Here is a 22575-nt window from a genome sequence, read left to right as displayed (position 1 = left end):
CAGAAGGAGAGTAGCGACGATGACCGTGTCGTATGAAGGCAACGACTACCGCTTGGTGATGTTCGACCTCGACGACACACTTGCCCCCTCGAAGAGCCCGCTCGATGACCAGATGGTGGACCTGCTCCATCGAATGCTCGACGTGAGCCTCGGGTGCATCATCTCCGGCGGCAACTTCACCCAGTTCGAGAAGCAGGTCCTCGCGCGCCTCGGCACCTTCGACTCCGTCGGCAACCTCCATCTGATGCCCACCTGCGGCACCCAGTACGTCCGTTGGGCGGGCAGCGAGTGGGAGACCGTCTACGCCGAGTACCTGACCGACGATGAGAAGAAGCGCACGGTCGACGTCCTCGAGACCGGTGCCAAGGCGCTCGGCATCTGGGAGAGCGAGACCTGGGGCGAGATCCTGGAGGACCGCGGCAGCCAGATCACCTTCAGTGCGCTCGGGCAGAAGGCCCCGGTTGACGCCAAGGCCGCCTGGGACCCGGATGGCGCGAAGAAGGAGTCGCTGCGCGCCTACGCTGCCGAACGTCTGCCCGACCTCGAGGTCCGCAGCGGCGGTTCGACGTCGGTCGACGTCACCAAGAAGGGCATCGACAAGGCGTACGGCGCGCTCAAGCTGATGGACATCCTCGGCCTGACCACCTCCGACATCCTGTTCTTCGGCGACCGCCTCGACGAGGGTGGCAACGACTACCCGGTCAAGGCACTCGGCATCACCTCGATCGCCGTGCACGGCTGGCCCGACACCCACGCCAAGCTGTCGGCGATCCTGGATCAGAGCTAGACCGCGGGTCGCCCGACCGGCTGGACCCGCTGCGTTCCGCTGCGCACCCGGAAGGACTTGGCGCAATACTGCCCCGAACGCGGGTTGGTCTTGTCGTTGAGGAAATACCAGTCCATCTGGGTGGCGGACGGCGTGACGGTCAGCACCGAGTATCCATGCGAGTCCAGCTCGCAGTAGCGGATGTGGTGATTGGCGGCCCCGAACGCGGCCGCGATCGTCGGACCGGTGGTGTTCTCCGGCACGTTGAACATCTCGTCGATGTTGGTCGACGTCACCGACGTCCCGACCAGTTCTGTCGCGACGGTTCCGGCGCCGGGATAGTTCGCGACGTCGACGGGGATGTCACAGGCCCACGACGAGTGGATGTCGCCGGTGATGAACACGACGTTGTCGACGCCGTTGCTCGTGATCGAGTCGAGCAGACGCCGGCGGTCGGCGGCGTAGCCGTCCCACTGATCGGCGTTGTAGGGGATACCTTCCCGCGGAACGCCGAGCAGCTCGGTGACCGCGCCGGTGGTCTGCGGGTCGAGCGGCGGGATCAGCACCGGCGTGATCATCACCGGGTTGCCGACGATTCGCCACCGGGTCTCCGACGACGCGAGTCCGTTGGTCAGCCACGACATCTGGGCGCGGCCCATCATCGTGCGGGCGGGATCGTCGATGCGTGACGACACCGCGTCGACCTGGAGGTCGCGGTAGGAACGCAGATCCAGCATCGACAGCTCGAGCAGCTTTCCGAACCTGAGTCGGCGGTACAGGTGTCGGCCCTGCGGGTCGACGCCCGGTCGGATCGGCATCCACTCGGAGTAGGCGCGCAGGGCCGCACTGCGGCGCACGATCCACGAGCCCTCGCCGGGCTGATGGTTCTCCGCGCCGTCCCGCCAGCTGTCGTTCGACGACTCGTGGTCGTCCCAGATGCAGATGAACGGCGTCGACCGGTGCAGTGCGGTGAGGTCGGGATCGGTCTTGTACTGCCCGTGGCGGGTTCGGTAGTCGCGCAGTGTGCGGATCTCGTGGCGCGGGTCGTGGATGCGGACCGCGCCGGTCTTCCCGGTGTACCGGCCGGTTTGGTACTCGTAGTAGTAATCGCCCAGGTGCACCACGGCGTCGAGGTCCGGCTGGTTGTTCAGATGCCGGTAGGCCGAGAAGTACCCGGCCTCCCAGTTGGCGCAGGACACGACGCCGAAGCGGAGCCGCGCGACGTCGGCCCCGGTCGCGGGAGCGGTGCGGGTGTGGCCGACCGGCGAGACGGCCCCGGCGGCCGGTCCGGACGTCACGGTGAACCGGTAGTGGTAGGTCGTCCGCGGACTCAGCCCGGTGGCGTCGACCTTGACGGTGAAGTCCTTCTCGGCCGACGTCTGCTCGACCCCGGAACCGACGATCGCACCGAAACCAGCGTCCCGAGCGATCTCCCAGCGGACCGAACATGGTTGTCCCACACCGGAACCCGGTGTCGATGCGGGGGACTGGGTGATGCGGGTCCACAGGATGACCGCGTCGGGCAGCGGGTCGCCGGAGGCCACGCCGTGAGCGAAGACGTTTCGCGGGGCGGCTTGCGCCGAGCCGGATTCGGCGACGGCGGGCAAGGTGAGGGCGGCGCCGGTGACGACCGCACCGGTTCGCAGGAAAGTCCGTCGGGTGGACTCATGCCGAGTGGACACATAGGGACCTTACCCACCGCGGACCGCGACTTCAGGCCGAATCCACGCCCCGTGGAGCGGTGGGGGACAATCAGGGCACACAAACGTCGAACGGAGGGGACTGCGTGTCCGAGTTGGTGCCACTGAAGGTGCAGATGGTCGCCATGACCCAGTTCACCCCGCCCGAGGACCTGCCGTGGAGCACGGATGCCGAGGGCGGCGAGGCGCTCGTCGAGTTCGCGGGCCGCGCCTGCTACCAGAGCTGGGACAAGCCCAACCCCCGTACCGCCACCAACGCCGGCTACCTCCGACACATCCTGGAGGTCGGGCACCTGTCGCTGCTCGAGCACGCCTCGGTGACCTTCTACATCTCCGGCATCTCGCGCTCGTGCACCCACGAGCTGATCCGCCACCGGCACTTCTCCTACTCGCAGCTGTCGCAGCGGTTCGTGCCCGAACACGACTCCAACGTCGTGGCGCCGCCGGCGATCGTCGGCGACGAGCACCTCGAGGAGCTCTTCACCGCCGCCACCGACGCGAGTCGCGAGGCCTACACCGAACTCCTCGATGCGCTGGAGGCGAAGTTCGCCGACGTGCCGAACGCGATCCTGCGCCGCAAGCAGGCACGTCAGGCGGCACGATCGGTGCTGCCGAACGCCACCGAGACCAAGATCGTCGTGACCGGCAACTACCGGGCGTGGCGGCACTTCGTCGGCATGCGCGCCACCGAGCACGCCGACGTCGAGATCCGGCAGCTCGCCGTCGAATGTTTGAGGCAGTTGATGCAGGTGGCGCCCACGGTTTTCGGCGATTTCGAGATCGGCACGCTCGCCGACGGCACCGAGGTCGCGACCTCACCGTTCGTGCTGGAAGGGTGAGACCCGTCACGGATACGGAGGCGGTAGCCTTTAGCACCATGAACGCAGTCCAGGAACCGCTGCACGAGCATCCCTTCGGGACGAACGTGGTGGCGATGGTGACCCCCTTCCGTCCCGACGGAAGTCTCGATCTGGACAAGGCCGCCGTCCTGGCCGACCACCTCGTGTCGAAGGGTTGCGACGGGCTTGTCGTGTCCGGCACCACCGGCGAATCGCCGACCACCACCGTGCCCGAGAAGCTCGACCTGCTGCGCGTCGTGCTGGACGCCGTGGGCGACCGCGCCCGGATCACCCAGGGTGCCGGTAGCTACGACACCGCCGAGAGCGTGCGGTTCGCCATCGAATCGGAGAAGATCGGCGCCCACGGTCTGCTCGTGGTGACCCCGTACTATTCCAAGCCGCCCCAGGCCGGCCTCCTCGCGCACTTCCGGACCGTCGCCGACGCCACCGCACTTCCCGTGCTGCTCTACGACATCCCGCCGCGCTCGGTCGTGCCCATCGCCAACGAGACGATGCTGGCGCTGGCCGAACACCCGAACATCCGCGGCGTCAAGGACGCCAAGGGCGACCTGCACTCGGCCGCCGGCCTCATCGCCACCACCAAGCTCGAATACCTGTCGGGCGAGGACGCACTCAACCTGCCGTGGCTGTCGATCGGTGCCACCGGTTTCGTCAGCGTGATCGGGCACCTAGTTCCGGATCGCCTGCGCGAGATGCAGATCGCGGTGGAGAAGGGGGATCTCGCCACGGCGCGGACCCTCAACACGTCGATGCTTCCGCTCGTCAACGCCATGGGACGCCTCGGAGGTGTCACGATGGTGAAGGCGGCGCTGCGCATTCTCGGACTCGAGGTGGGCGATCCGCGCCTGCCCCAGGTGCCCGCCTCCGGGCCTCAGATCGAGGAGCTGATCGTGGATCTACGTGCGGCAGGTGTTCTCGCCTGATGTCCGACAACACCGGCACTGACACCAACGGTCCCGAAGCACGGACCACGCGCCCCCGACGCCGTGCCGCCTCCCGTAAGGCCGGACCGCCGAGTACGCCGCCGGTGGAAGCGGTCCCGGTCGACACGGTTCCGGCCACCACCGCGCCCGACGCGGGCCCGGCTCGCCAGGCCCCCGCGAAGACCGAGACCGCACCCAGGCATTCCGCCAAGCAGAAGTCCGGTTCGTCGTCCGGTGGCCGGCGCGGCCGGCACGAACGCGGCGGCGACTCTCGCGGTCGCCGCAACGAGCAGGCGACCCCGGCGCCGGTCGATCGCCTCGGCACCCCGCGCCGCCTGCCCAAGGGTGGACTGCGGATCGTCGCGCTCGGCGGTATCGGCGAGATCGGCCGCAACATGACCGTCTTCGAGTACGACGGACGTCTGCTGATCGTCGACTGCGGTGTGCTGTTCCCCGAGGACCAGCAGCCCGGCGTCGACCTGATCCTGCCGGACTTCCGCTACATCGAAGACCGCATGGACGACGTCGATGCGGTGATCCTCACCCACGGCCACGAGGACCACATCGGCGCGATCCCGTTCCTGCTGCGGCTGCGCAGCGACATCCCCGTCGTCGGTTCGAAATTCACGCTCGCCCTCGTCGAGGCCAAGTGCCGGGAACACCGCCTGCGGCCCCAGCTCGTCGAGGTCACCGAGGGGGAGCGGACCGACCACGGCCCGTTCGAGTGCGAGTACTTCGCCGTCAACCACTCGATCCCAGACGCCCTCGCGGTCGCGATCCGCACCCCCGCGGGTCTCGCGCTGCACACCGGAGACATCAAGCTCGACCAGCTGCCCCTCGACGGTCGGCTCACCGACCTCGCCGGCTTCAGCCGCCTCGGCGACGAGGGTGTGGACCTGTTCCTCGTCGACTCGACCAACGCCGAGGTCCCCGGCTTCGTCACCCCCGAACGCGAGATCGGCGGCGTGCTCGACCAGGTCATCGGCAAGGCCAGGCAGCGTGTCATCGTCGCGTCTTTCGCCAGCCACGTGCACCGCATCCAGCAGATCATCGACGTCGCGCACACCCACAACCGGCGCGTCTGCTTCGTCGGCCGGTCGATGGTGCGCAACATGCAGATCGCGCAGGACCTGAACTACCTGTCGGTGCCGGACGGTGTCGTCGTCGACCTCGACACCGCCGCAACGCTTCCCGACCACCGCATCGTGCTGATCTCCACCGGTTCGCAGGGCGAACCGCTGTCGGCGCTGTCGCGGATGGCGCGCGGCGAGCACCGCCAGATCAACATCCGCGCCGACGACCTCGTCGTGCTGGCGTCGTCGCTGATCCCGGGCAACGAGAACTCGGTCTTCGCCGTGGTGAACGGCCTGGCCAAGCGCGGTGCCACCGTGATCACGCAGCAGAGCGCGAAGGTGCACGTGTCCGGCCACGCGTCGGCCGGCGAGTTGCTCTACCTCTACAACGCGGTGCGCCCGTCGAACGTGATGCCGGTGCACGGCGAATGGCGTCATCTGCGCGCGAACGCGGCACTCGCGGTCGCGACCGGCGTGCCGGAGGACCGCGTCGTGCTGGCCGAGGACGGTGTGGTGGTCGACCTCGTCGACGGCCGCGCCGAGATCGTCGGCCGCGTCCCGGTCGGACACGTCTACGTCGACGGACTGTCCGTCGGCGATGTCGGCGAGTCGACCCTGTCCGAGCGTCTCGTGCTCGGCGAGGGCGGCTTCATCGCGATCACCGTCGCCATCGACGCCACGACGGGTCGCGCGGTCAGCTCGCCGGAGGTCTCCGGCAGAGGCTTCTCCGACGACCCGGACGCGCTCAAGTCGGCCGCCGACCTGGTCAACCAGGTCCTCGACTCGCTGGCCGCCGAGGGCGTCAGCGACGCGCACCGCATCGCACAGGGAATCCGGCGCGCCGTGGGCCGCTGGGTCTCCGACGTCTACCGTCGCCGGCCGATGATCGTGCCGACGGTGCTCGCCGTGGGCGCCGATTAGTACTCGCTACTGTGGGCTGGGTGACCGGTGCACAGGAGGAACGAGCGGCTCTCGTCGAGACCATGAAGAAGGTGGGCCCGGACGCGCCCACCCTCTGTGAAGGCTGGACCACCCGCGATCTGTTGGCTCATCTCGTCGTCCGCGAACGTCGCCCCGACACCGGGCCGGGCATCCTGATCCCGGCCTTCGCCGGGTACACCGAGAAGGTGCGGGCCAAGGCCGCCCGGCGAGACTTCGACGAACTGCTCGACGAACTCGCCTCCGGGCCGCCGGTCTACTCGCCGTTCAAACTCGTCGACCGGTTCGCCAATCTCGCCGAGATGTTCGTCCACCACGAGGACGTGCTGCGTGGGGGAGCGGACCCGGCGGGGCGCTGGACGCCGCGGACGCTGTCGCCCGAACTCGAGGCCGAGCTGCGCGGTCCGGCCACCTCGATGGCGAAGATGACCCTCAAGAACATCCCCGCGCGCGTCACCCTGCGCACGACCGCCGGCGAGGACCTCGTCACCGTCGGCTCCGGGAAGGAAGTCGTGGTCACGGGATCGATCGGCGAACTCCTCCTGTTCGCGTTCGGACGCGCCCCCGTCGCGGTCACCTTCGACGGCGATCCGAGCGCGATCGCCGCGGTTCGTGACAGTTCTCACGGCCTGTAGGGCGTGTCGGCGATGCAGGCGGGTAACAACTTCGACACGCCGCCGTTATCAGTGTTGCCCGTGTGACTGAAGTGAACAGAGCCGACTAGTCTGTCGGTATGGCTTCGAAGGCAAGCACGGGTACGCGCACGTCCGCGTCGAAGGCATCCGGCACACGGTCGGGTGGCACGAGCACCGGACGGTCGACCGGGTCGGCGGCACGTTCCGGCGCGAGCCGGTCAGGCAAGGGCACTACGAACAGCCGCGGGACGAGCAAGTCGTCGACCCGTGCCGGTTCCGCACGGTCCGGTGCGGGCAAGTCCGGGTCCTCGCGCACGTCGAGCCGATCCACGAGCACCGGGTCCCGCACCCGGCAGTCCGCCACCGCGACGCCGCGTCGCCGGAACACCTCCGCGTCGGCCGAGTCGGTCGATCTGCACCGCCGTTCGGTGGCCGCCGCCGGCGCCTCCGCGGTCGGGAAGGGGATCGGCGCAGGCTGGTCGCTGTTCGCCCGCGGTGTCGGCAGCGCGGCTCGCGTGGGTTCCGGCGTCGGCCGGGGGCCGCGCACCGAGTCGCGACCGTTCGACGACGATGATCTCGAACTGGATGCCGTCGACGCCGACTACGACGACGAGGTCGACGCCGATGGTGCGCCCGGTCCGCGTGGACCGGCTCCGCGCGGGCAGGGACACAGTCATCGCCGCGACGGTGTTGCTCTGGGACTGCTCGCGCTGGGTCTGTTGTTCGCGGCCAGTGTCTGGTTCGGGGCCGCCGGACCCGTCGGCGCATTCATCGAGGCGCTGATCCGCGCGATCGTCGGCTCGGCGGCGGTCGTGGTGCCGGTGGCGCTCGTCGTGGTCGCGATCATGCTGATGCGACGCCCCGCGGCACCCGAACGACGTGGCCGCTATCTCGGCGGCGGGTCCCTCGTCGTGCTGCCGCTGCTGGGCATCATGCATCTCATCGCCGGTGCACCGCTGGATCTGCCGGGCCGATCGTCGGCGGCGGGTTTCGTCGGTTTCGCCATCGGCACGCCGCTCACCACGGGCGTCACCGCCTGGGTGTCCGTCCCGATCCTGTTGCTGTGCATGGCCTTCGGCGTCCTGATCCTCAGTGGACGCACGGTGCGTGAGGTCGTCGACGCCGCCGCCGGATATCTCGGACTGGGTGTGCCCGGTGCCGACGACGCGCCGTGGGAGAGCGACCTCGACTGGGACGAGGACGCGGAGAACTACGAGGAGCCCGACTTCGGCGATCCCGCGGCGGACGACGCCGACGATGACGCCTTCGGCTCCCGCGCGACACGTCGCTCGTACTCGTCGAACCCGTACGACAACTACCCGCCCGACGAGACCCCGTCGCGGCCGGTGAGCCGATCGCGCCGCAAGCCGGCCAAGGTCGCCGAGGAGCCGATCGAAGAAGCGGTCACCGAGAACTTCGCCGACGCCTACACCGAGCCGTTCGGCGACAACGCCGCCGACGAGCAGATGACCGAGGTCATCGAGCCACCGGCCCGCCCGGCCGCCGCACGTCGTACGACGCCGGCCGCGCGTCCGGCGCCCAGGCCGGCACCCGCACCGGAGCCGGAACCCGAGCTCGACGACGAGGCGTTCGCACCCTCGGAACCGGCAGCCGAGGGCGACTACATCCTGCCGCCCCCGCACCTGTTGCTCGAGGGCGATCCGCCGAAGGCCGGCACCAGCGCCAACGACGAGATGATCGACCGGATGACCGGCGTGCTCGAACAGTTCAAGATCGACGCGGCCGTCACCGGCTACACCCGCGGACCAACGGTCACCCGCTACGAGGTCGAGCTCGGACCGGGCGTGAAGGTCGAGAAGATCACCGCGCTCCAGCGCAACATCGCCTACGCCGCGGCGACCGACAACGTCCGCCTGCTCGCGCCGATCCCGGGCAAGTCCGCGGTCGGTATCGAGGTGCCCAACGCAGACCGCGAGATGGTCCGCCTGGCCGACGTCCTCAGCGCGCCGTCGACCCGCAAGGACAAGCATCCGCTCGTCATCGGTCTCGGCAAGGACATCGAGGGTGACTTCGTCAGCGCGAACCTGGCGAAGATGCCGCACCTGCTCGTCGCCGGTTCGACCGGCTCGGGTAAGTCGAGCTTCGTCAACTCGATGCTGGTGTCGCTGCTCAGCCGTGCCACCCCCGAGCAGGTCCGGATGATCCTCATCGACCCGAAGATGGTGGAGCTCACCCCGTACGAGGGCATCCCACACCTGATCACCCCCATCATCACGCAGCCCAAGAAGGCTGCCGCCGCCCTCGCGTGGCTGGTGGAGGAGATGGAACAGCGCTACCAGGACATGAAGGCCTCGCGGGTTCGCCACATCGACGACTTCAACACGAAGGTGCGTTCCGGCGAGATCACCACCCCGCTTGGCAGCGAGCGGGTGTACAAGCCGTACCCGTACATCCTCGCGATCGTCGACGAGCTCGCCGACCTGATGATGACCGCACCGCGCGACGTCGAAGAGGCGATCGTGCGCATCACCCAGAAGGCGCGCGCGGCCGGCATCCACCTGGTCCTCGCGACCCAGCGTCCGTCGGTCGACGTGGTCACCGGTCTGATCAAGACCAACGTGCCGTCTCGCCTCGCCTTCGCCACGTCGTCGCTGACCGACTCGCGAGTCATCCTCGACCAGCCCGGCGCCGAGAAACTCATCGGCATGGGCGACGGACTGTTCCTGCCGATGGGCGCCAACAAGCCCATCCGCATGCAGGGCGCCTACATCTCCGACGAGGAGATCGCGGCCGTCGTCGACTTCGCCAAGGAGCAGGCCGAGCCCGAGTACACCGAGGGCGTCACCGCGGCCAAGGCCGGCGAGAAGAAGGACATCGACAGCGACATCGGCAACGACCTCGACGACCTGCTGCAGGCGATCGAACTCGTCGTCTCCAGCCAGTTCGGTTCGACGTCGATGCTGCAGCGCAAGCTACGCGTCGGCTTCGCCAAGGCCGGCCGCCTGATGGATCTCATGGAAACCCGCGGCGTCGTCGGACCGAGTGAGGGCTCCAAGGCGCGCGAGGTGCTCGTCAAGCCCGACGACCTCGCCGGGGTCATCGCCTCCATCACCGGCGGCGGGGACGACGAGTCGGCCGAGGGCTGAGAAAGCGTCTGAACAGGGATTCCGGCGGCAGCTACCGGCATCCGGTAGGCTGGCCGCCAGATCCATGAGGGGAGTATCCCCGACGCGGCGTCTCCGTCAGTACGGTGCCGATCCGCGGTGATGCCGATCATCACCGCCTCGGTGACCCGGAGCGTCGGCCCCCGATTTCCGGGTGGGAGAGACCTCTGGCTCGTCAGCTGATGCTGCCTGCTGGAGGACTACTGTGGACGTTTCCTTATCCCTATGGCTGATCACCGTTGCGGTGATCCTCGGATTGTTCGTGTTCGACTTCTTCTCACACGTGCGCGTGCCCCATGCACCGTCACTCAAGGAGTCGGGCACCTGGTCGGCGGTCTACATCTCGCTCGCCATCGCCTTCGGTGTCTTCGTCTGGTGGAAGTGGGGCGGAACGTACGGCGGCGAGTACTTCGCGGGGTACGTCACCGAGAAGGCGCTCTCGGTGGACAACCTGTTCGTCTTCGTCATCATCATGGCGAAGTTCGCGGTGCCGCCGGAGTACCAACAGAAGGTGCTGCTGCTCGGTATCGTGATGGCGCTCGGCATGCGCGCCGTCTTCATCGCCGTCGGGGCGGCCGCCATCAACGCCTACAGCTGGGTGTTCTACCTGTTCGGGGCCTTCCTGATCCTCACCGCGATCAAGCTGCTCCGCGAGAGCGACGACCCCGTCGAACACGAGGAGCAGCGGGAGACCAGGCTCGAACGCTTCGTCAAGCGGTTCCTGCGCACGCATGACTCCTACGACCGCGACAAGCTCTTCACCCGCGTCAACGGCAAGCGGCTCGCGACGCCGATGCTGATGGTGCTCATCGTCATCGGCTTCACCGACTTGCTGTTCGCACTCGACTCGATCCCGGCGATCTACGGCCTGACCTCCGAGCCGTACCTGGTGTTCACCGCCAACGCCTTCGCGCTCATGGGCCTGCGCCAGCTGTACTTCCTGCTCGGCGGACTGCTCGACCGGCTGGTGTACCTCTCGATCGGCCTGTCGATCATCCTGGCGTTCATCGGCACCAAACTGGTCCTGCACGCCCTGCACGAGAACACGCTGTCCTTCGTCAACGGTGGCGAGCACGTGAGCGTCCCGGAGATCTCGACGCCGCTGTCGCTGTCGGTGATCCTGGGTGTCCTCGTCGTCACCACCGTCGCGAGTCTGGTGAAGAGCAGGTCAGGGGCTGACAAGGATCAGGCGCAGACCTGACGCGACCCGTCAGAACGGTCCGAAGACCTGGTTCCACTCGTCGATCCGCACGGCGTCGACGGCCTCGTGAGCCTGGAACGGGTCGTTGGCGAGGAAGGCCTCGGCGGCCTCGAGGTCGGCCGCGCTGATGATGATCAGCGCGCCCGACCCGTCCGGGTACGGCCCGGCGAGGAGCACGTTGCCCGCCTTGTTCTCCTCGCCGAGCCACTCCCGATGCAGCGGACGGTGCTGGTCGCGGAGTGCGGCCTTGGCCGGACGGTAGGTGTACTGGACGGCGAAAAAGGGCATCTGCTCACTCCTCGGAGATGGTGGCCAGCATCCTGGTGTTCCCCAGGGTGTTGGGTTTGACGTAACTCAGGTCCAGGAACTCGGCGACACCGGTGTCGTAGGAGCGGCACATCTCCTCGAACACCTCACGCGTGACCGGGGTGCCCTGGATCTCGCTGAACCCGTGCTTGGCGAAGAAGCTCGTCTCGAAGGTCAGCACGAAGACGCGGGACAGTTCGAGTTCGCGGGCGATCTCCATCAACCGGCCGACGATCTTGTGACCGATCCCGCGACCGGAGAACGTGGGGTCGACCGCGACCGTGCGGACCTCACCGAGATCGGCCCACAGCACGTGAAGGGCCCCGCAGCCCACGACCTCCCCGTCGAGTTCGCCGACCCAGAACTCCTGCACCGACTCGTACAGGGTGACGAGGTTCTTCTCCAGGAGGATCTTGCCCGCGTACTCGTCGATCAGTTCCTTGATGCGCGGCACGTCCGAGGCACGCGCGCGTCGCACCACGACATCGCCAGTAGTCGATTCGGGCGCAACGGGATCCGCCGTGGATTCGGGTTCGGCGGGCTCCGGGGAGACGGGGGACATGGGACATCACCTTAGTCCTGTGCGGACATGCGCATCGGCCCGGTTTAGCTTCTGCGCGGCGTGGGCCGATACCCTGTTGAGCGTGCGTATGAGAATTCCCGTGTATCGCGGAACCCGTCCGCGCCCGGGGGTGTGCTCATGACCGATCGCATTCGGCGGGCCGTCGACGAAAAAGGTATCGCGAATGTGGGCCGCGGGCCGGATCACATCACCGATCCGGTCGACCCGGTCCCGGTGGTCAACATCGCGAACGCACTCACCGTCTTCCGGATCCTCCTGGTCCCGGTGTTCCTGGCGGCCCTGTTCATGGAGTCCGGTGAATCCACGCTGTGGCGCACGGTGGCCACGGTCGTCTTTGCGGTCGCGGCCCTCACCGATCGGTACGACGGGCGCATCGCCCGGCAGCGCGGCCTGATCACCGACTTCGGCAAGATGGCCGACCCGATCGCCGACAAGGCCCTCATCGGCGGTGCGCTCGTCGGGCTCTCGATCCTCGGCATCCTGCCCTGGTGGGTCACCGCGGTCATCATCGCGCGCGAACTGTGGGTCACGGCGCTGCGCTTCTGGGTGCTGCGCCACAAGGTGATCCCAGCCAGCCGCGGCGGGAAACTCAAAACCCTGCTGCAGGCGGTCGCGATCGGTCTGTACCTCGCGCCGCTCGGCGGGGGATGGCAGATCGCCGCCGGGATCCTGATGGGTCTCGCGGTGGTCGTGACCATCTACACCGGGCTCGACTACACCTGGCAGGCGATCAAGGTCCGCTCCGGCGGGTCCGGCACCGGCACCCCCGATCCGGGGTCGGCGCCGCAGGCGCGACGGGCCGTCGGAGGAACCGGCGCGGGCCGCTGAGTTCGACTACTGTCGGGGGAACCGCGGCCGGGGAACGATCCGGCCGCGTGAGGCGTTGGCTGAGGAGTGAACAGGGAGAGGAGACTCGATGGCGATGCTCTTACGTGAGGCGCTCGGCGACAGCCTTCGTCGGGTCCGCACGCAGCAAGGTCGGACCCTTCGTGAGGTGTCCACCGGTGCACGCGTGAGTCTCGGTTACCTCTCCGAGGTCGAGCGCGGTCAGAAGGAGGCCTCGAGCGAACTGCTCGCGGCCATCTGCGACGCACTCGACGTGGAGATCGCCGACCTCCTCCTCGACGTCGGGCACGCGATGCGTCCCGCCGAGACGGTGGCCCCCGAGGTCGCCGAGGCCGGTCTCACCGCGACCAAGGTGGTCATCCCCGCGCCTGCCGGACGCCGCGACGCGACCGCGCTGGCCGCGGCCTGAACGCGCAGCCACTAGATTGGTCTGCACAGTCCTCAAACCCTTGAATGGAGTGACGTAGAGCATGGCGAACCCGTTCGTGAAGTTGTGGCGCTACCTGACGGCACTCGGTAACGCGAAGATCGACGAACACGCCGACCCGAAGGTCCAGATCCAGCAGGCGATCGAAGATGCTCAGCGTCAGCATCAGGCGTTGTCGCAGCAGGCCGCCTCGGTCATCGGCAACCAGCGACAGCTCGAGATGAAGCTGAACCGGCAGCTCGAGGACATCGAACGCCTGCAGGCCAACACCCGCCAGGCGCTGACGCTCGCCGATCAGGCCGCGGCCGCCGGGGACACCCACAAGGCCACCGAGTACACGAACGCCGCCGAGGCGTTCGCGGCCCAGCTGGTGACCGCGGAGCAGAGCGTCGAGGACCTCAAGTCGCTGCACGATCAGTCGCTTCAGGCTGCCGACCAGGCCAAGAAGGCCGTCGAGCGCAATGCGATGATCCTCCAGCAGAAGCTCGCCGAGCGCTCCAAGCTGCTCAGCCAGCTCGAGCAGGCGAAGATGCAGGAGCAGGTCAGCGCGTCGCTCAACCAGATGAGCGAGCTGTCGGTGCCCGGCAACACCCCGAGCCTCGACCAGGTGCGAGACAAGATCGAGCGCCGCTACGCCAATGCCCTCGGCTCGGCCGAACTGGCGAAGAACTCGGTCCAGGGCCGGATGCAGGAGGTCGAGCAGGCCGGCATCCAGATGGCCGGTCACTCCCGCCTCGAGCAGATCCGCGCCAGCATGCGCGGCGACGCCCTGCCGTCCGCCGGAGCGACCGCACCGCCGCTGCAGAAGGGGCAGCCGGCGACGCAGGCCACCCCGCCGACCACCGAGCCGCCCGCGCAGAACTGATCCGCGGCGCGTGCATGTCGCACTTGTCGCGGGTTCTGATGCAGGACATGCCTTTCCGGCCTTCGCCCTCGCCGAGCGGTTCGTCGAGGCGGGGCACCGGGCGACGGTCTACACCGGACTGAACTGGGCGGATGCCGCGCGTCGTCGTGGCATCGACATCGCCGAACTCCCGGGTCTCGCGGCCACGGATGTCGACGACGACGCCGACGCCGGGGACAAACTCGGCGCCCGTGCGGCGCGGATGGCGCAGCTGCTGGCACCCGTGCTGTCCGAGTCCGGCGCCGAACTCGTCGTCTCCGATGTCATCACCGTGTGCGGGGGATGGGCGGCGCAGCTGAACGGCCTGCCATGGATCGAGCTCTCGCCACATCCGCTGTACCTGCCGTCCCGCGGACTACCGCCGATCGGTTCGGGTCTCGCCCCGGGAACCGGGTTTCGTGGTCGCGTCCGGGACGCGCTGATGCGTGCCGCGACCGCGACCTCCATCCGCAAGGGCGAACGGCAGCGTGCCGCTGCGCGGGTGTCGATCGGTCTGCCCGCCGCCGACGACGGCCCGAGTGCGCGGTTCGTGGCGACCCTGCCCGGCCTCGAGGTGGCACGGCCCGACTGGCCCGCCGACACCCATCTGATCGGCCCACTCCTGTGGGAACCCACCGACGACCTCTTCGACCGCCCCGCCGGTGACGAGCCGCTGGTGGTACTCGCGCCGTCCACGGCCGAGACCGGCGCCGCCGACATGGTCGGTGTGGTGCTCGAGGCGCTGTCCGAGCCGGTTCTCGGACGGCGTGTCCGGGTGGTGGTCTCCGGGCTGCACCGGCCGACGGCCGAGGACCTGGCCCGCTTCGGCGGCGGCGTACCCGCCCCGATCACCGCGGGACTGGGACGGCAGGACGAGGTGCTGGCCCATGCCCGGGTACTCATCTGCGGCTCCGGGCACGGCATCCTCGCCAAGGCGATGACCGCCGGGGTGCCGGTGGTCGCGGTACCCGGCGGCGGCGATCAGTGGGAGCTGGCGAACCGTCTCCAGCGCGCGGGTGCCGGCCGGTGGGTCCGCCCGCTCACCGTCGACGCCGTCGCCGACGCCGTCCGCGCGGTCCTCGACGACACCGGACACGCCCGCTGCGCCGAGCGGATCGGGGAGAGCGGCACCGACACCGTCGACCCGGTGGTGGTGGCCGAACGTAGGGTGGGGCTGTGCGCCTGACCGAGTTCAACGAACTGATGACCACCGAATTCGGTGTGACACGGGCGGATTCGATCCTCGTCGACCATGTGCTCACCGAGTTCGCCGGCCGCACCGGTGCGCAGGCGATCGACGACGGGATCGACCCCCGCGATGTCTGGGTGGCGATCTGCCGCGACTTCGACGTGCCGCGACAGCGGTGGTGACACGCCCCGCGTGTCGCACTTGCCATCGAACACCTGTTCGTTCATTCTGGTGATCAGACGGAACCGAACGGGCCGCCGCCGCGTCTGAAGTATCGGGACCGAGGAGAAGAATGGGTCGCCGGGAGCGCCGCCAAGACTTGTCGGACCCACGCGATACCTTTCAGACATGAACGCCCGGACCGCACCGACCACCCGCCGGAAATCCGGCTCACAACCGAGGAGAACTCCGATGGCATCTGCGCCTCAAGACCGTGAGAAGGCTCTCGATCTGGCCCTCGCCCAGATCGACAAGAACTTCGGCAAGGGTTCGGTCATGCGTCTCGGTGAGGAGACTCGTCAGCCGATCGAGGTCATCCCGACCGGCTCGATCGCACTCGACGTCGCCCTCGGTATCGGTGGTCTGCCCCGCGGCCGCGTCGTGGAGATCTACGGTCCGGAATCCTCGGGTAAGACCACGGTGGCGCTGCACGCCGTCGCGAATGCCCAGGCCCAGGGCGGCATCGCCGCCTTCATCGACGCCGAGCACGCTCTCGACCCCGACTACGCCGCCAAGCTCGGTGTCGACACCGACGCGCTGCTGGTGTCCCAGCCCGACACCGGTGAGCAGGCTCTCGAGATCGCCGACATGCTGATCCGTTCGGGCGCTCTGGACATCCTGGTCATCGACTCGGTGGCCGCACTGGTGCCCAAGGCCGAGATCGAGGGCGAGATGGGCGACAGCCACGTCGGCCTGCAGGCCCGCCTGATGAGCCAGGCGCTGCGCAAGATGACCGGTGCGCTCAGCCAGTCCAAGACCACCGCGATCTTCATCAACCAGCTGCGTGAGAAGATCGGCGTCATGTTCGGTACGCCCGAGACCACCACGGGCGGTAAGGCTCTCAAGTTCTACTCGTCGGTGCGCCTCGACGTCCGGCGCATCGAGACCCTCAAGGACGGGACCGATGCCGTCGGTAACCGCACCCGCGTGAAGGTCGTCAAGAACAAGGTCGCGCCGCCGTTCAAGCAGGCCGAGTTCGACATCCTCTACGGTCACGGCATCAGCAAGGAGGGCTCGCTGATCGACATGGGTGTCGCCGAGGGCTTCATCCGCAAGTCCGGCTCGTGGTTCACCTACGAGGGCGATCAGCTCGGCCAGGGCAAGGAGAACGCCCGCAAGTTCCTGCTCGAGAACCTCGACATCCGCGACGAAATCGAGAAGAAGATCAAGGAGAAGCTCGGCGTCGGCGCCACCGTCGACGCCGACGACGTCGCCCCGGCGCCAGTCGAATTCTGATCGGTCCCGCCTGATCCGATATGAACGAGGCATCAAGCCCCGAACGGACGGACCCCGAGCGGACGCAGAAAAAGGGACCCAGTGCATGGGACTCCGCACTGCGGCTGCTCGGGGTCCGTGCGCGTTCACGGCACGAGATGCGGGAGAGGTTGACCCGCAAGGGATTCGACGCCGACACCGTCGACGAGGTGATGGCACGGCTCGACAAGCACCAGCTGCTCGACGACACCGATTTCGCCGCGGAGTGGGTGCGTTCCCGACACCTGAACTCGGGTAAGGGACGTGTGGCGCTCCGTCACGAACTGCGCACCAAGGGGATCTCGGAGTCGATCATCGCCGAGACCCTGGCCGACATCGATCCCGATGACGAACGCGGGGTCGCGGCGGGACTCGTCGAGCGAAAACTGACGCCGTCGGTCGTCGAACGCGTCGTCGCCGATCGTGCCGAGCGCGAGAAGACGCTGCGCCGGCTGGTCGCATTCCTTGTGCGGCGCGGTTATTCGCAGTCGCTGGCCTTCGACGTGGTGGGGGAGGCGCTCGGCGCGTTGGACGACGCCTGACGCCTCCCCGTCACGGGATCACTCGGATCAGAGCAGGTTCTCCGACGCGGCCTGCTCGGTCTTCTCCGGGTCCGCGGGCTCGGTCGCCCGACGCCCCTGACGCAGCCGTCGTTCGACGTAGGTCGCCAGGTTCGACAGCCCGAAGTTGATGAGGATCATGATGATCGCCACCACGATCAGCGCCGGGATGTAGTTGCCGTAGCGCGAGGCCGACAGCAGACCGCTGCGTACGACCTCCGAGTAGCCGATGATGTAGCCCAGCGCGCTGTCCTTCAGGGCCACCACCATCTGCGAGATCAGTGCCGGCATCATCGCGGTGATCGCCTGGGGGAGCAGCACGATCCTCATCATCTGGCTCTTCCGCAGACCCAGCGCCATCGACGCCTCGGTCTGGCCCTTCGGCAGCGAGTTGATGCCCGAGCGCAGGATCTCGGCCATCACCGACCCGTTGTAGAGCGTGAGGCCGGTGACCACGGCGGCGAACGCCAGCATCGACGACGGGAAGATGCCGTAGATGGCGAACAAGAACCAGGTGAACACCATCAGGATCAGCACCGGGATCGCGCGGAACACCTCGACGAATACGCTCGAGACGGCACGCACCCAGAGATGATCCGACAGCCGGCCGATGCCGAGGACGGCACCGAGGATCAGCGACAGCACGATCGAGACGGCGGCCGCCGCGAGCGTGCGCCACAGGCCGGGCAGGATGTAGCCGGTCCAGGTGGACCAGGTGACGAACGGGCTCCACTTCTCGCCGGTGAACTGCTCGTTGGCAGCGAGCACGGTGATCACGTAGATCGCGATCGCCGCGAGGATCGCGATGAACAGGATCGCTGTCAGGCGGTTCCGGGTTCGTGCGCGTGGGCCGGGGGCGTCGTACAGGACAGTCGATTCGGCGCTCATCGTTTCACCGCCAGTCGCTTGGCGAGGTAGCCGAAGACGGCTCCCTCGGTGAGGGTGATGATCATGAAGCCCACGGCGATGACGCCGAAGATCACGAACAGCTGGTCGGAGAAGGTCTCGATCTCGGTCTTCATGAGGGCCGCGGCCTCGGCGACGCCGATGACCGAGGCGACCGTGGTGTTCTTCGTCAGCGCGATCAGCACGCTGCCCATCGGACCGATGACGGCTCGAATGGCCTGCGGCAGCACGATGATCCCGAACACCTGGGTGAAGGGCATGCCCAGCGACCGCGCTGCCTCCGCCTGCCCGAGGGGCACGGTGTTGAAGCCGGAGCGCAGCGTCTCACAGACGAACGTCGACGTGTAGAGGACGAACGCGAGCACCGCGAGCCAGAAATTGTTGGACTTGATCGTCGGCGCGAAGGTCAGCCCCAGGTTCTGGTACAGGCCGATCGCGCAGAACAGCACGACGAGCGTCAACGGGGTGTTGCGGACGACGTTGACGTAGACCCCGGCGAAGGCGCGCATCACCGGGACGGGGGACACCCGCATCGCGGCGAGGATCGTGCCCCAGACCAGCGAGCCGATCGCCGAATAGAAGGTCAACTGGATGGTCACCCAGAAGGCGGGCCACAGCTGGGGGCCCATGCTCTCCCACAGAGAGGCGTCATTCATCGATTACTCCTCTCACTCGAGTCCGGGCGGGCACGGCGTGGACGGTGAATCGAGGAACTCGAGGTCACCGGGGTCCGGCAGGTAGGGGAACTTCGAACCGGGACGGTCCGCGCGGGCGATGATCTCGTCCACGTACTCGTTGCCGAGTGCTTCGCGGAGGTCGGCGTTCCAGGGCGACTCGATGCCCTCGGCCGGGGTCAGCATGGTGTCGAGGGCCTTGTTGATCGCCTCGACCGCGGCGGTGTCGCCGAGTGCGACACCCACGCCGTAGCGTTCGGTCGAGAACGGGCTGCCCGCCGTCTTCAGCGCGTCCTTGACGCACGCGTCCTTGAGGTACGTCATCTCGACGAGCTTGAACTCGTCCTTCCAGAAGTTGGAGTAGCCGGCGAGGATCGCCTCGTCGGTCGTCAGCGCGTCGACCTTGCCGCGGCGGAGCGCCTCGACGCAGGCCGAGTAGGAGTCGTACTCCTGCAGCTGCACGGTCGGCAGCTGCGCCTTCACGTTCTGCGCCGACGTCGAGCCGGTGACCGAACAGAGCTTCTTTCCGTTGTCGAGGTCGGCCAGCTCGGAGATCGAGTTGTCGTCGTCACGCACCATCAGGCCCTGGTAGGTCTGCAGGTAGGGGCCGCCGAACGACACCTTCTTGGAACGGCTGGCGTTGATCGAGTAGGTGGCGGCGATCAGGTCGACCTCGCCGTTGTCGATCATCGCCTCGCGGCGGGCCGACGGCGTCTCGCGCCAGGTGATCTCCGGGTGATCGACGCCGAGGTCGTCCGCGATGGAGTTGACCACGTAGGTGGCGACCGACGCGTCGAAGCCGGTGACGTTGCCGTCCGGCTCGTACAGGCCGAGGCCGGGCTGGTCGAACTTGACGCCCAGGACGACCGCTCCGTCACGGATCGAGCTGAGCAGGTTGCGGGGTTCGGTGCTGCCACATCCCGACAGCAGTCCGGCGAGCAGTGCCCCGACCGCGACGACCAGTCCGGCGCCACGCCATCGGGACACCTGCGGGCGTACTCGGTGTGTTTCCTGACTCATCCGCATCTCAGTGCCCCAGGATCTTGCCGAGGAAATCGCGTGCTCGGTCGGTCTTGGGGTCGGTGAAGAAGGTGTCGGGTTCGGCGTCCTCGATGATCGCGCCGTCGGCCATGAAGATCACCCGGTCGGCGGCCTTGCGGGCGAAGCCCATCTCGTGGGTGACCACGAGCATCGTCATGCCCTCTTTGGCCAGGGCGACCATGACGTCGAGGACCTCGTTGACCATCTCGGGGTCGAGCGCCGAGGTCGGCTCGTCGAACAACATGACCTTCGGATCCATGGCGAGGGAGCGGGCGATGGCGACGCGCTGTTGCTGGCCGCCGGACAGCTGGGCGGGGTACTTGTCCTTCTGGCTGGCGATGCCGACCCGCTCGAGCAGTTCCAGCGCCCGCTTGCCGGCGTCGGCCTTGGACTTCTTGCGCACCTTCGTCGGTGCGAGGGTGACGTTCTCGAGGATCGTCTTGTGGGAGAACAGATTGAAGGACTGGAACACCATGCGACGTCGGCACGGAGTCGAGCGAGGTCCTTGCCCTCGGCGGGCAGGAGCTGACCCTCGACCCGGATCTCACCCTCGTCGATCGGTTCGAGGCGGTTGATCGTCCGGCAGAGAGTGGACTTGCCCGATCCGGACGGACCGAGGACCACGACCACCTGTCCGGCGGGAACCTCGAGGTCGATGTCCTTGAGGACGTGCAGCGACCCGAAGTGCTTCTGCACCCCGCGCATCGCGATCATCGGCTGGGACCCGGGGTCCGCGGACTTGCTCGGCGAAACGGTCATTGGAGAACCCTAACCAAATTCGTGCCGAGGAGCGGTACCGGTCACGCAACGTCGGCGATTTGCGTCGGCACCGTACCCTGGTAGGAGTGAGTATCGAGTTGTCGGATCGGCCTGACCAGGCTGCATCAGCCCCAGGCCCCCTCGGCGATCAAGCACCCCGCAGCTACCAGGTTCGAACCTACGGCTGCCAGATGAACGTCCACGACTCCGAACGCATCTCCGGGCTCCTCGAGGACGCGGGTTATGTGCGTGCCGGCGAGGACGACGACGCCGATCTGGTCGTGTTCAACACGTGTGCCATCCGCGAGAACGCCGACAACAAGCTCTACGGCAACCTGTCGCACCTGGCGCCGGTGAAATCCCAGCGGCCCGGCATGCAGATCGCCGTCGGCGGTTGCCTCGCGCAGAAGGACAAGGACACCGTCATCGCCAAGGCGCCGTGGGTCGACGTCGTGTTCGGCACCCACAACATCGGCTCGCTGCCGGCGCTGCTCGACCGTGCCCGTCACAACGAGGAGGCGCAGGTCGAGATCCTCGACTCCCTGGAGCGCTTCCCGTCGACGCTGCCCGCCAAGCGCGACTCGGCCTACTCCGGTTGGGTGTCGGTGTCGGTGGGCTGCAACAACACATGCACCTTCTGCATCGTGCCGTCGCTGCGCGGCAAGGAGGTCGACCGCCGACCCGGTGACGTGCTCGCCGAGGTCCGGGCACTCGTCGACCAGGGTGTCGTCGAGGTGACGCTGCTCGGTCAGAACGTCAACGCCTATGGCATGTCCTTCGCCGATCCGGACCAGCCGCGCAACCGCGGCGCCTTCGCCGAACTGCTGCGTGCCTGCGGCGACATCGAAGGACTCGAACGGGTCCGGTTCACCTCGCCGCATCCCGCCGAGTTCACCGACGACGTCATCGAGGCGATGGCCGAGACCCCCAACGTGTGCCCGCAGCTGCACATGCCGCTGCAGTCCGGCTCCGACCGCATCCTGAAGGCGATGCGACGCAGCTACCGCCAGACCAGGTTCCTCGGCATCCTCGACAAGGTCCGCGCGGCGATGCCTCATGCGGCGATCACCACCGACATCATCGTCGGGTTCCCGGGGGAGACCGAGGAGGACTTCCAAGCGACCCTCGACGTCGTGGAACGCGCCCGGTTCTCCAGCGCCTTCACCTTCCAGTACTCGCCGCGCCCGGGAACCCCGGCCGCGACGATGCCCGACCAGGTGCCCGCCGACGTCGTCGGTGAGCGCTACCAGCGACTCATCGCGCTGCAGGAACGAATCTGCCTGTCCGAGAACGAATCCCTGACCGGCACCGAGGTGGAACTGCTCGTCGTCGCCGACGAGGGACGCAAGTCCGCCGAGACCCGGCGGATGACCGGTCGCGCGCGGGACGGACGCCTGGTGCACTTCGCGCCCGGCGACACCGCGGGCATCCGACCCGGCGACGTGATCCACACCGTGGTCACCGCGGCCGCGCCGCACCACCTGATCGCCGACGCCGGGGTGCTCTCGCACCGCCGCACGCGCGCCGGCGACGCCCACGAGCAGAGCCGCACGCCCACGACCGCCCCCGTCGGAGTCGGCCTCGGCCTGCCGACGATTGGTCCCCCCGTACCCACCCCCGCCACCGCCGCTGCACCCGCGTCCGCCGGATGCGGCTCCTGCGGCTAGAGCGCGCGCCACACCAGACCCACTCGTGAGAAGAGGCGA

The 22575-nt window shown here is 67.9% G+C and carries 21 protein-coding genes and 1 pseudogene; 15 read left to right on the top strand and 7 right to left on the bottom strand.

Going from position 1 to position 22575, the window contains the following annotated elements; genetic code table 11:
• Positions 1-19 precede the first annotated feature (19 nt).
• Positions 20-787 (top strand): HAD-IIB family hydrolase, encoded by a 768-nt coding sequence (locus BJF87_RS13590; protein ID WP_006359544.1) that lies wholly within the window; start codon positions 20-22, stop codon positions 785-787.
• Here BJF87_RS13590 and BJF87_RS13585 read toward each other — a convergent pair.
• Positions 784-2448, bottom strand: a complete 1665-nt coding sequence (locus BJF87_RS13585; RefSeq protein ID WP_075863301.1) for an alkaline phosphatase — start codon at positions 2446-2448, stop codon at positions 784-786. The two genes, BJF87_RS13590 and BJF87_RS13585, sit on opposite strands and share 4 nt — an antisense overlap.
• Before the next feature lie 104 nt (positions 2449-2552).
• On the opposite strand from BJF87_RS13585, the gene thyX reads away from it, so the two are divergent.
• From thyX to BJF87_RS13555, 6 genes are all read left to right on the top strand, one after another.
• A complete protein-coding gene (thyX, locus tag BJF87_RS13580; protein ID WP_075863300.1) occupies positions 2553-3305 on the top strand; it encodes an FAD-dependent thymidylate synthase in 753 nt (250 codons plus the stop codon).
• Between the two features lie 38 nt (positions 3306-3343).
• Complete coding sequence (dapA, locus tag BJF87_RS13575; protein WP_005197420.1) at positions 3344-4249, top strand: 4-hydroxy-tetrahydrodipicolinate synthase; 906 nt, start codon at positions 3344-3346, stop codon at positions 4247-4249.
• A complete protein-coding gene (locus BJF87_RS13570; RefSeq protein ID WP_075863299.1) occupies positions 4249-6243 on the top strand; it encodes a ribonuclease J in 1995 nt (664 codons plus the stop codon). The genes dapA and BJF87_RS13570 overlap by 1 nt, the downstream gene beginning before the upstream one ends.
• Before the next feature lie 20 nt (positions 6244-6263).
• On the top strand, positions 6264-6896 hold the full coding sequence (locus tag BJF87_RS13565) for a TIGR03085 family metal-binding protein (protein WP_042375818.1): 633 nt from the start codon (positions 6264-6266) through the stop codon (positions 6894-6896).
• A gap of 98 nt (positions 6897-6994) precedes the next feature.
• A complete protein-coding gene (locus BJF87_RS13560) occupies positions 6995-10003 on the top strand; it encodes a DNA translocase FtsK (RefSeq protein WP_075863298.1) in 3009 nt (1002 codons plus the stop codon).
• Between the two features lie 223 nt (positions 10004-10226).
• The gene (locus BJF87_RS13555; RefSeq protein ID WP_075863297.1) at positions 10227-11222 is read left to right on the top strand and encodes a TerC family protein; all 996 of its coding nucleotides are present in this window, start codon (positions 10227-10229) and stop codon (positions 11220-11222) included.
• 9 nt (positions 11223-11231) lie between these two features.
• Here BJF87_RS13555 and BJF87_RS13550 read toward each other — a convergent pair whose 3' ends face one another.
• Together BJF87_RS13550 and BJF87_RS13545 are read right to left on the bottom strand one after the other, a co-directional pair.
• Complete coding sequence (locus BJF87_RS13550) at positions 11232-11510, bottom strand: YciI family protein (protein ID WP_006359536.1); 279 nt, start codon at positions 11508-11510, stop codon at positions 11232-11234.
• Positions 11511-11514: 4 nt separating this feature from the next.
• Positions 11515-12090 carry an amino-acid N-acetyltransferase gene (locus tag BJF87_RS13545; protein WP_006359535.1) on the bottom strand — a complete coding sequence of 192 codons (576 nt, stop codon included), beginning with the start codon at positions 12088-12090 and terminating at the stop codon, positions 11515-11517.
• A gap of 138 nt (positions 12091-12228) precedes the next feature.
• On the opposite strand from BJF87_RS13545, the gene pgsA reads away from it, so the two are divergent.
• The 7 genes from pgsA to BJF87_RS13505 all read left to right on the top strand — a co-directional run bounded on the left by pgsA (position 12229) and on the right by BJF87_RS13505 (position 17471).
• Complete coding sequence (pgsA, locus tag BJF87_RS13535) at positions 12229-12939, top strand: CDP-diacylglycerol--glycerol-3-phosphate 3-phosphatidyltransferase (RefSeq protein WP_006359534.1); 711 nt, start codon at positions 12229-12231, stop codon at positions 12937-12939.
• Between the two features lie 88 nt (positions 12940-13027).
• On the top strand, positions 13028-13366 hold the full coding sequence (locus BJF87_RS13530; protein WP_005197401.1) for a helix-turn-helix domain-containing protein: 339 nt from the start codon (positions 13028-13030) through the stop codon (positions 13364-13366).
• A gap of 61 nt (positions 13367-13427) precedes the next feature.
• Positions 13428-14249, top strand: a complete 822-nt coding sequence (gene pspA, locus BJF87_RS13525) for a phage shock protein PspA (protein ID WP_075863296.1) — start codon at positions 13428-13430, stop codon at positions 14247-14249.
• Positions 14250-14259: 10 nt separating this feature from the next.
• Positions 14260-15453, top strand: coding sequence for a glycosyltransferase (locus BJF87_RS13520; protein ID WP_075863295.1), 1194 nt, complete (start codon positions 14260-14262; stop codon positions 15451-15453).
• Complete coding sequence (locus tag BJF87_RS13515) at positions 15444-15638, top strand: DUF3046 domain-containing protein (protein WP_075863294.1); 195 nt, start codon at positions 15444-15446, stop codon at positions 15636-15638. The genes BJF87_RS13520 and BJF87_RS13515 overlap by 10 nt, the downstream gene beginning before the upstream one ends.
• A 229-nt stretch (positions 15639-15867) precedes the next feature.
• Entirely contained in the window at positions 15868-16911 is a 1044-nt protein-coding gene (gene recA, locus BJF87_RS13510; RefSeq protein ID WP_006359530.1) for a recombinase RecA, read from the top strand.
• A 20-nt stretch (positions 16912-16931) separates the two neighbouring features.
• Positions 16932-17471: a regulatory protein RecX gene (locus tag BJF87_RS13505; RefSeq protein WP_006359529.1), complete on the top strand. Its 540-nt coding sequence runs from the start codon at positions 16932-16934 to the stop codon at positions 17469-17471.
• Positions 17472-17498: 27 nt separating this feature from the next.
• Here BJF87_RS13505 and BJF87_RS13500 read toward each other — a convergent pair whose 3' ends face one another.
• The 4 genes and pseudogenes from BJF87_RS13500 to BJF87_RS13485 form a co-directional block, all read right to left on the bottom strand.
• A complete protein-coding gene (locus BJF87_RS13500; RefSeq protein WP_006359528.1) occupies positions 17499-18377 on the bottom strand; it encodes an amino acid ABC transporter permease in 879 nt (292 codons plus the stop codon).
• Entirely contained in the window at positions 18374-19051 is a 678-nt protein-coding gene (locus BJF87_RS13495; RefSeq protein ID WP_006359527.1) for an amino acid ABC transporter permease, read from the bottom strand. Before BJF87_RS13495 ends, BJF87_RS13500 begins: the two co-directional genes overlap by 4 nt.
• A gap of 12 nt (positions 19052-19063) precedes the next feature.
• The gene (locus BJF87_RS13490) at positions 19064-20095 is read right to left on the bottom strand and encodes a glutamate ABC transporter substrate-binding protein (protein ID WP_006359526.1); all 1032 of its coding nucleotides are present in this window, start codon (positions 20093-20095) and stop codon (positions 19064-19066) included.
• A gap of 1 nt (position 20096) precedes the next feature.
• Positions 20097-20824: pseudogene (locus BJF87_RS13485) on the bottom strand (amino acid ABC transporter ATP-binding protein).
• A gap of 131 nt (positions 20825-20955) precedes the next feature.
• Between BJF87_RS13485 and miaB the strand changes: the two are divergent.
• Positions 20956-22536, top strand: coding sequence for a tRNA (N6-isopentenyl adenosine(37)-C2)-methylthiotransferase MiaB (gene miaB, locus BJF87_RS13480; protein WP_372512871.1), 1581 nt, complete (start codon positions 20956-20958; stop codon positions 22534-22536).
• Positions 22537-22575 lie beyond the last annotated feature (39 nt).

This window comes from Gordonia sp. CNJ-863 (genome assembly GCF_001942325.1).
Lineage (GTDB): Bacteria > Actinomycetota > Actinomycetes > Mycobacteriales > Mycobacteriaceae > Gordonia > Gordonia alkanivorans.
The sequence above is the reverse complement of the archived record's forward strand: the minus strand, read 5'-3'. Positions and strand labels throughout refer to the sequence as shown.